This window comes from Massilia sp. DD77, from assembly GCF_036961685.1.
Classification (GTDB): domain Bacteria; phylum Pseudomonadota; class Gammaproteobacteria; order Burkholderiales; family Burkholderiaceae_D; genus Telluria.
The window spans coordinates 139,733-148,024 of sequence record NZ_JBAMDH010000011.1 but is presented as its reverse complement, the minus strand read 5'-3'; the positions used below and the strand labels follow the sequence as shown (position 1 = coordinate 148,024).

Below are 8,292 nucleotides of genomic sequence, written 5' to 3'. Positions count from 1 at the left end.
GCCGGCGGTCAGGCGCGCCACCGCGAGCTTGCGGGCGTCGGCGTTGTCGGCGCGGTCCAGGCTTTGCGCCTGCAGGCGCAGCGCGGCCAGCGGCGTGCGCAGCTCGTGCGCGGCGTCGGCCACGAAATTCTGCTGGGCGTCGAAGGCGGTCTTCACGCGGCCGAACAGCAGGTTCAGTTCCTGCACCAGGGGGCGCACTTCGTCCGGCAGGCCGGCCTCGGAGACCGGCGACAAATCGTCCGCCTGGCGCGAAGCCACCTGCGAGCGCACCCGCGCCACCGGCTCCAGCGAGCCGCTCACCACCCACCACACCACCAGCATCAGGATCGGCATCATGACCGCGATCGGGCCCAGGGTGCGCAAGGCCAGGTTGCCCGCCATGTTGCGGCGCACGGCCAGGTCCTGGGCCACCTGCACGGTCTGGTTCGCGGTCTGGATCGAGAACACGCGGTAGACGGTGCCGTTGGCCTTCACGTTGGAAAAGCCCAGCACCGCGCGCTGCGGCAGGCGCGCGCGCGAGACGCTGTGGAACATCTGCACCCCGTCGGGGGACCACATCTGCACCACCATGTCGTCGTTGCCGCTGCCGCCTTCGCTGTTGGCTTCCATGCGCTCCTGCACCTCGGTGTTCGAGAGCGGCGTGCCGGAGCGCAGCGACAGCGCCATCTGCTGCATGTGGTAGTCGAAGATCTGGTCGGCGTCGTGCAGGGCCGTGCGGTAGGCGATCGAGGCCTGGGCCAGCGCCGCGATGGTGATCGCCGCCAGCAGGAACCACAGCAGGCGCCCGCGCAGGGAATGCGTGACCTTCATGCCTTCGGAACCATGTAGCCCACGCCGCGCACGTTCTGGATCAGGTCGCTGCCCAGCTTCTTGCGCAGGCCGTGGATGTAGACCTCGACCGCGTTGCTGGAAACCTCGTCGCGCCAGCTGTACAGCTTTTCCTCGAGCTGGGCGCGCGAAAGCACCGCGCCGGGACGCGAGACCAGGGCTTCCAGCACCGCCCATTCGCGCGCCGAGAGCGACACCGGATTGCCGTCCACCAGCACCTCGCGGGTGGCGGGGTTGACCGAGATGTTCTTGTATTCGAAGACGGGTTCGGCGCGGCCGGCGGCGCGGCGCAGCAGCGCGCGGATGCGCGCCAGCAGTTCGTCGAGATCGTAGGGTTTGAGGACGTAGTCGTCGGCGCCGGCGTCGAGGCCGGCGATGCGCTGGGCCACCGAGTCGCGCGCGGTGGCGACCAGCACCGGGGTGCGGTCCTTGCGGGCGCGCATGGTGCGCAGGACGTCCAGCCCGTCCTTGCGCGGCAGCCCAAGGTCGAGCAGGACCAAATCATAATTCTGGTTCTGCATCAGGGCCGTGTCGGCCATCTCGCCGTCCTTGACCCAGTCGACGGCGTAGTGCTCGGCCCTTAACAGGTCGAGCACTACTTCGCCGATCATCGTATCGTCTTCCACCAGCAATAGCCGCATGAATTCCCCGTTCTTGAAACCAGCAGGTCGAGGACGCTACGCTTCCTTAACCGATCCGCACTGGAATGAAGATTCTGTCACTCCCGCGCTGAACCAGCAAGGCCACCGACTTGCTGGCTTTCGCCACCACGTCGCGGACCTGGGCGACCGACTGCACCGGACGCCCGTTGACTGAAATGAGCACGTCGCCCGGCTGGATGCCGGCGGCCAGGGCGGCGCCCGACGCGTCTTCGATCACCAGGCCGGCCGGAATGCCGCTCTGGCGGCGCTCGACCGGTTCGAGCGGACGCAGGGCCAGGCCCAGTTTGGCGCTGTTGTCCTGCTCTTGCTGCGCCAGCTCTTCCGGCGCGCGCTTGCCCTTCTCCGAGGCGTCGCCCAGGGTGGCGTCGATGCGCACCAGCTTGCCGTCGCGCCAGACGTCGAGGCTCACGCGCTCGCCCGGCTTGGCCAGGGCCATGATACCCGGCAGGTCGCCCGAGGACACGATGGCCTGGCCGTTCACGCGGCGGACCACGTCGCCCGACTTCAGGCCCGCGCGCTCGGCCGGGCCGCCGCGCTCGACGCTCGAGATCAGGGCGCCTTCCGGCGACTCGAGGCGGAAGGAGTCGGCGAAGTCCTGGCCGACTTCCTGCACGGTCACGCCCAGCTTGGCGTGCTGCACCTTGCCGGTGGCGACGATCTGGTCCTTGATGCGCACCGCGACGTCGATCGGGATCGAGAACGACAGGCCCTGGTAGCCGCCGGTCTGGCTGTAGATCTGCGAGTTGATGCCGACCACTTCGCCGCGGGTGTTGAACAGCGGGCCGCCCGAGTTGCCGGGATTGACCGCGACGTCGGTCTGGATGAAGGGCACGGCGCCGTCGGGCAGCGAACGGCCGGTGGCGCTCACCACGCCGGCGGTGACGGTGCTTTCCAGGCCGTAGGGCGAGCCGATGGCCAGCACCCACTCGCCCACCAGCAGCGAACGCGATTTGCCGATCGGCGCCACCGGCAGGCCCTTGGCCTCGATCTTCAGCACGGCCACGTCGGTCTTGGGGTCCGAGCCCAGGACCTTGGCGCGGTATTCGCGGCGGTCCTGCAGCTTGACGGTGACTTCGTCGGCGCCTTGCACGACGTGGGCGTTGGTCAGGATGACGCCGTCCGGGCTTACGATGAAGCCCGATCCGGCGCCGAAAACAACGGGCGCTTCACGACCGCCACCGCCGTTGCCGTAGCGGGGGTCCTGGAACTGCCGGAAAAATTCATAGAAGGGATGGCTCGGGTCGAGACGCGGCATGCCGTTGCCGCCACGGTTGGCGCGGTTGGTGCCGGCGACGCGGATGTTCACCACGGCCTTGCCGTTCTGCGCGGCGATGCGCGTGAAATCAGGAAGCGATACCGTTGCCGCGGGAGCGGCGGCTGCCGGCGCGGGCGCGGCGGCCGACGCGGGAGCCGGCGTGGCGGCCGGCGCGGGTTCGGCTGCAACGTTGTTGTGGTTGACTGCAATGGCACCGACCGCTCCGCCGATGGCGCCCGCGGCACACAGGGCCAGCGTCAGGCGTTTGGCAGTGATAGCAGTGACGGAACTCTGGTTGGACATGTATGTGCTCCCGATGAAAATTGTCGATGAGTGTTGATGATCGATGGAAGTAGTTTCCCGCATGAGCCTTAGGACATGCTTAAGTTGGCAAGAGTCCGGCTTAGACATGGCTTAAGGATGGGCTCACTCATCCATACTCTCATCCATACAGACATGCAAAAGGGCGCCCCAACCGCGAGCGCCCTTCCTTCAACTTACTACTGCACGACCGCTGTCAATCAGGCGGCGTCGCGTTGCTCCAGCGCTTGCACATTGCCGGTGTTGCCCAGCGCGTCCGCAATCGCGATCTTGCGCGGTTTGAGGGCTTCCGGCACTTCGCGCACCAGTTCGATGGTGAGCATGCCATTGTCGAAGGACGCGGTGGTGACCTTCACGTGGTTGGCCAGCTGGAAGCGCTGCTCGAAATCGCGCGCCGCGATACCGCGGTGCAGGAAGGTGCGCTGCACCTCGTCCTTCTGCTTGCGGCCGGTGACATGCAGGCTGTCGCGCTCGGTCACGATCTCGATCTCGTCGCGGTTGAAACCGGCGAGGGCCATCACGATGCGGTATTGGTCTTCGCTGACCAGTTCGATGTTGTACGGCGGGTAGCTCGGCTCGCCGCGTTGCTCGAGCAGGTTGGCCAGGCGATCGAAACCGATGGCGGAACGGTAGAGCGGAGTCAGGTCAAAAGTACGCATGGTGTCATATCCTTTTTAAGTTAAGCGATAAGTTGACGGACCTCATTGAGCATCCGTTGAAGCCAATCTAATGCCACGCTATTGCATTTTCAAGGTATGCGAAATATGGTTTTTAAGCTTGTTTTGCAAATTTTATTTGCAGTGTGTATCCACGGAATGTGTCTTGGATGAGCGGTGCTACACTCGCCCGTTTGCTTCTCTTTCCCTGTCTTCATCCATGACCGCAACCCGTTCCCTGCTCGCGCGCGCCGCCCGTCCGGCCGGCGCCCTGGCCTTCGTTATTGCTCTTGCCCTGCCGGCCCATGCCGCCATTCCGCCCGTGGGCGACCAGCCCTATCCCGGCACGATTTCCGTGCACGTCGACGCCAGCAATTTGTCGCAGCAGATTTTCCGCATGCGCATGGCGATCCCGGTGCGTCCGGGCGCCCTCGCCCTGCTCTATCCGCAGTGGGCGCCGGGCAACCACGGCCCGAACATTCCGCTGACCCAGCTCGCGGGCCTGAAGTTCAGCGCGGGCGGCAAGCCGGTCGAATGGACGCGCGACCCGGTCAACGTCTACGCCTTCCACCTCACGGTGCCGGAAGGCACCACGACCCTGGACGCCGAGTACCAGTTCCTGTCGCCGCTGGACACCAGCCAGGGCCGCATCACCATGACCGACGACATCCTCGGCGTGCAGTGGCAGTCGGTGCTGCTCTACCCGGCCGGCTACCACGCGCGCCGCATCACGGTGCAGCCGACCGTTACCTTCCCGGCCGGCTGGCAGCACGCCAGCGCGCTGGAGGTGCAGGAAAAGCGCGGCGACGAAGTGCGCTTCAAGCCGCACGACCTCGACACCCTGGTCGACTCGCCGATCTTCGCCGGCCGCTATTTCAAGCGCATCGACCTGGCGCCGGGGGCAAAAGCGCCGGTGATGCTGAACGTGGTCGCGGACAATCCGGAGAGCCTGGAAGCCAAGCCGGAGCAGATCGCCCTGCACCGCGCGATGGTGGCGCAGGCGCTCAAGCTGTTCGGCTCGCACCACTACAAGCACTACGACTTCCTGTTCGCGATTTCCGACGAATTCGGCGGCATCGGCCGCGAGCACCACCAGTCGAGCGAGAACGGCGTCAAGCTGGGCTACTTCACCGAATGGAGCAGGAACGAAGGCGGACGCGAACTGCTGCCGCACGAATTCGTGCATTCGTGGAACGGCAAGTTCCGCCGCCCCGCGGGCCAGGACGTCCCCAACTTCAACACCCCGCTGCAGAACAGCCTGCTGTGGGTCTACGAAGGCCAGACCCAGTTCTGGGGCAACGTGCTGGCGGTCCGTTCCGGCCTGGTCTCGACGGCCCATGCGCGCGAGTCGCTGGCGGCCAGCGCGGCCCGCTACGACAACACCCAGGGCCGCAGCTGGCGCGCGGTGCAGGACACGGTCAACGACCCGATCATCAACGGCCGCCGCCCGATCGGCTGGGGCAACTGGCAGCGCAGCGAGGACTACTACGTCGAGGGCATGCTGATCTGGCTCGACGTCGACACCAGGATCCGCGAACTGTCGGGCGACAAGCGCTCGCTGAACGACTTCGCGCGCGCCTTCTTCGGCGTCGAGAACGGCCGCGTCGATGCGCTGCACTACAGCTTCGAGGACGTGGTCGCGGCCTTGAACAAGGTCCAGAAATTCGACTGGGCGACCTTTCTGCGCACCCGCCTGGAAGGCCACGGCCCCGGCGCCCCGCTCGACGGCCTGGCGCGCGCCGGCTGGAAGCTGGTCTACACCGACATCCCGAGCGACGCCGTGAAGAGCGCGGAAGAGCGCAACAAGATCACGGACCTGAGCTACTCGCTGGGCTTCTCGGTACGCCAGGACGGCAGCGTGACCGGCGTGATCTGGGACGGCGTGGGTTTCCGCGCCGGCCTGGCGGCCAACACGACCATCGTCGCGGTCAACAACAAGGCCTACAAGGGCGAGGTGCTGAAGGCGGCGATCAAGGCGGCCAAGGACGGCAAGGCGCCGCTCGAACTGCTGGTGAAGAAGGGGAACAACCTGCGCACCATCGCGCTCGACTATCGCGGCGGCCTGCGCTATCCGCGCCTGGAACGCATCCCGGGCACCAGGGATCGCCTGGAAGAGCTGTTCAAGCCCTTGAAGTAAATACGCCCGGGCTGTCGGCTGTTTTTACAGCCGGCAGCCGGCCCGGCGTTGTCGGACGACTAAGTCGTTGAATTCCCATTAGAAATTATTTCTGGCACGCATCATGCTTATGTGCGCTGGTCAACAATAATTCCAAAAGGGATATTCATGAAAGCACTCCGCACCTTGCTGGCGATCGCCGGCCTGGCAGCATCCTTGTCGGCGCACGCCGGCGTGATCGAAACCTCGAAGGTTACCGACTTCAACCAGGTGAACTACTTCGAGCCCCTCGGCCAGTCCTTCGTGGCCGAAGACGCCGCGATCAAGTTCGCCTTCCGCTACATGCCCCTGAACACCTGGTACGCCAACGACCCGCTGGAGATCAGCCTGGTCGCCGGCGCGGGCGTCGGCGGCGCGGTGCTGGCCACCGAGACCTTCTCGCTGGCCTCGAACTACGACGGCTTCTACGACATCGATTTTTCCGCGGTCGCACTGACCGTCGGCCAGAGCTACACCGCCGTGCTGCGCGTGCCGGGGGACAGCCCGTTCTGGGGCATCTACACCAGCGACGACAGCTATGCGGGCGGCACCGCCTACCAGTCCGGTTCCCCGGCGGGCTGGGACACGATCTTCCGCGTGACCCCGGTCGGCCAGCAGAACGAGGTGCCGGAACCGGGTTCGCTGATGCTCGCGGGCCTGGGCCTGGCTGCCCTGCGCCTGGCGCGCCGCAAGCCGGCCGCCAAGTAAGCCTGTTCGTAGCGCACTATTGCATGGCGGCGGTCTGCGGACCGCCGCTTTGCTTTGGAGCGCGCCCGGCGCTCAGCGCGGCGGGCCTTGCTGGATCAGCCGCAGCTGCGCGAATTCTTCCACCGCGAAGTCGACGAAGGCGCGCACGCGCGGCGCCATCTGCCGCGCACTCGGGAACACCAGGTGGACCGGGATCGGCTCCGGCTCGTAGTCGCCCAGCACGCGGACCAGGCGGGCGGCCTCGAGGTCGGGCGCGGCCTGGTAGGACAGCACGCGGGCAATGCCGAAGCCCTCGCGCGCCACATTCAGCACGCCATCGAGGTCGTTCACCTGCAGGCGCGGCGCAAAGCGGACGATGTGCTCGCGCTCCCCTTTCCTGTAACGCCATTCGGCCAGGCCGCGCACCGCGGTGCCGAGGATGAGTTCATGCCCGGCCAGGTCCTCCGGCGTGGCCGGTGTGCCCCGGCCTTGCAGGTAGGCGGGACTGGCGACCGTGATCCGCTTCACCGCGCCCAGGCGGCGCGCCACCAGGCCGGAACTCTCCAGCCTTCCTATCCTCAGCGCGAGATCGATGCCGTTGTCGATCAGGTCCACATTGCGGTCGGACAGGGCCAGGTCGACCTGCATCTCCGGATGGCGCATCAGGAACTTCGTGACGACCGAGGTCATGTGCCGGCGCCCGAACACCATCGGCGCGGTGATGCGCAGCAGGCCCTGGGGCGGCGCCGCCTCGTTCTCGCATACCGCGGTGTCGTAGTCGGCCAGCAGGCGGCGCGCATGGGTGGCGAGGCGCTGCCCTTCGCTCGTCGCCGACAGCCTGCGCGTGCTGCGTTCGAACAGGCGCATGCCCACGCGCTGCTCGAGCGTGGCCAGGCTGCGCGTGACGGCCGAGGGTGAGCGGCGCAGCTTGTGCGCGGCCGCGGCCATGCTGCCGGTGTCGAGGATGGCGAGGAAAACCTGGAGTTCGTCCAAACGGTCCATGGGCGTTCACTATTCGATTATTGCGTAATTCGGCAGAATGAATTGCGATTATGCGCTATTCCTGAAAGCGGGTCTGGCCGCTAGGATGAAGGTCCGTCAACCCCTACCCATCCCAGCCATGACCTCTTCCCTGATCCTGCACGGCACCGCGCTGTCCGGCCATACCCATCGCGTGGAACTGTTCCTGAACCTGCTGGGACTGCCCTACCGCCGCATCGATGCGCCCGCCCCGGTACGCAAGACCGCCGAGTTCCTGGGCCTGAACCCGCTCGGCCAGATCCCCGTCCTGCAGGACGGCGAGCTGGTCCTCTCCGACAGCAATGCCATCCTGGTCTACCTGGCCAAGCGCTATGCGCCGGGCAGCGCCTGGCTGCCCGAAGACCCGGCCGGTGCGGCGCGGGTACAGCGCTGGCTGTCGCTGGCGGCGGGCGAGATCGCCTTCGGCCCGGCGAAGGCCAGGGTGTCGGCGCGCTTCGGCGATACCGGCATGCCGCCGGAGCTCATGCAGCGGCTGGCGAGCCTGGCCCTGGGCTTCATGGAATCCAGTCTCGAACGGCAGGCCTTCCTGGCTGGAGAACATCCGACCCTGGCCGACCTGGCGTGCTACGCCTACGTCGCGCATGCGCCGGAAGGCGGTATCGCGCTGGCGCCCTATCCGCAGGTACGCGCCTGGATCGCGCGCGTCCAGGCCCTGCCGGGTTTCGTGGCGATGCCGGAGCACTGAGC

8 protein-coding genes are annotated in these 8,292 nt (G+C 66.7%); 3 read left to right on the top strand and 5 right to left on the bottom strand.

Going from position 1 to position 8,292, the window contains the following annotated elements:
* The 4 genes from V7778_RS08625 to V7778_RS08610 form a co-directional block, all read right to left on the bottom strand.
* Positions 1-810 (bottom strand): histidine kinase dimerization/phospho-acceptor domain-containing protein (locus V7778_RS08625; protein WP_335553890.1); only part of this gene is annotated, 810 nt, incomplete at its 3' end.
* Entirely contained in the window at positions 807-1,469 is a 663-nt protein-coding gene (locus V7778_RS08620; RefSeq protein WP_335553888.1) for a response regulator transcription factor, read from the bottom strand. The genes V7778_RS08625 and V7778_RS08620, both read right to left, overlap by 4 nt.
* 46 nt (positions 1,470-1,515) lie before the next feature.
* Positions 1,516-3,048: a Do family serine endopeptidase gene (locus tag V7778_RS08615; protein WP_335553885.1), complete on the bottom strand. Its 1,533-nt coding sequence runs from the start codon at positions 3,046-3,048 to the stop codon at positions 1,516-1,518.
* Between the two features lie 218 nt (positions 3,049-3,266).
* The gene (locus tag V7778_RS08610; protein WP_211518622.1) at positions 3,267-3,725 is read right to left on the bottom strand and encodes an Hsp20 family protein; all 459 of its coding nucleotides are present in this window, start codon (positions 3,723-3,725) and stop codon (positions 3,267-3,269) included.
* A gap of 217 nt (positions 3,726-3,942) precedes the next feature.
* Here V7778_RS08610 and V7778_RS08605 point away from each other — a divergent pair, with 217 nt between their 5' ends.
* Both V7778_RS08605 and V7778_RS08600 read left to right on the top strand, forming a co-directional pair.
* The gene (locus V7778_RS08605; RefSeq protein WP_335553882.1) at positions 3,943-5,859 is read left to right on the top strand and encodes a M61 family metallopeptidase; all 1,917 of its coding nucleotides are present in this window, start codon (positions 3,943-3,945) and stop codon (positions 5,857-5,859) included.
* A 147-nt stretch (positions 5,860-6,006) separates the two neighbouring features.
* Positions 6,007-6,585 carry a PEP-CTERM sorting domain-containing protein gene (locus V7778_RS08600; RefSeq protein WP_335553878.1) on the top strand — a complete coding sequence of 193 codons (579 nt, stop codon included), beginning with the start codon at positions 6,007-6,009 and terminating at the stop codon, positions 6,583-6,585.
* Positions 6,586-6,657: 72 nt separating this feature from the next.
* Here the strand turns inward: V7778_RS08600 and V7778_RS08595 are convergent, their stop codons facing one another.
* Entirely contained in the window at positions 6,658-7,566 is a 909-nt protein-coding gene (locus tag V7778_RS08595) for a LysR family transcriptional regulator (protein WP_335553876.1), read from the bottom strand.
* 118 nt (positions 7,567-7,684) lie between these two features.
* On the opposite strand from V7778_RS08595, the gene V7778_RS08590 reads away from it, so the two are divergent.
* Positions 7,685-8,290 (top strand): glutathione S-transferase family protein, encoded by a 606-nt coding sequence (locus tag V7778_RS08590; RefSeq protein ID WP_335553873.1) that lies wholly within the window; start codon positions 7,685-7,687, stop codon positions 8,288-8,290.
* The last annotated feature ends 2 nt before the right edge of the window (positions 8,291-8,292 follow it).

Coding starts and splice junctions, on each gene's coding strand:
- V7778_RS08620 (WP_335553888.1), bottom strand. CDS start 1,469: ATGCGGCTATTGCTGGTGGAAGACGATACGATGATCGGCGAAGTAGTG.
- V7778_RS08610 (WP_211518622.1), bottom strand. CDS start 3,725: ATGCGTACTTTTGACCTGACTCCGCTCTACCGTTCCGCCATCGGTTTC.
- V7778_RS08600 (WP_335553878.1), top strand. CDS start 6,007: ATGAAAGCACTCCGCACCTTGCTGGCGATCGCCGGCCTGGCAGCATCC.
- V7778_RS08605 (WP_335553882.1), top strand. CDS start 3,943: ATGACCGCAACCCGTTCCCTGCTCGCGCGCGCCGCCCGTCCGGCCGGC.
- V7778_RS08615 (WP_335553885.1), bottom strand. CDS start 3,048: ATGTCCAACCAGAGTTCCGTCACTGCTATCACTGCCAAACGCCTGACG.
- V7778_RS08590 (WP_335553873.1), top strand. CDS start 7,685: ATGACCTCTTCCCTGATCCTGCACGGCACCGCGCTGTCCGGCCATACC.
- V7778_RS08595 (WP_335553876.1), bottom strand. CDS start 7,566: ATGGACCGTTTGGACGAACTCCAGGTTTTCCTCGCCATCCTCGACACC.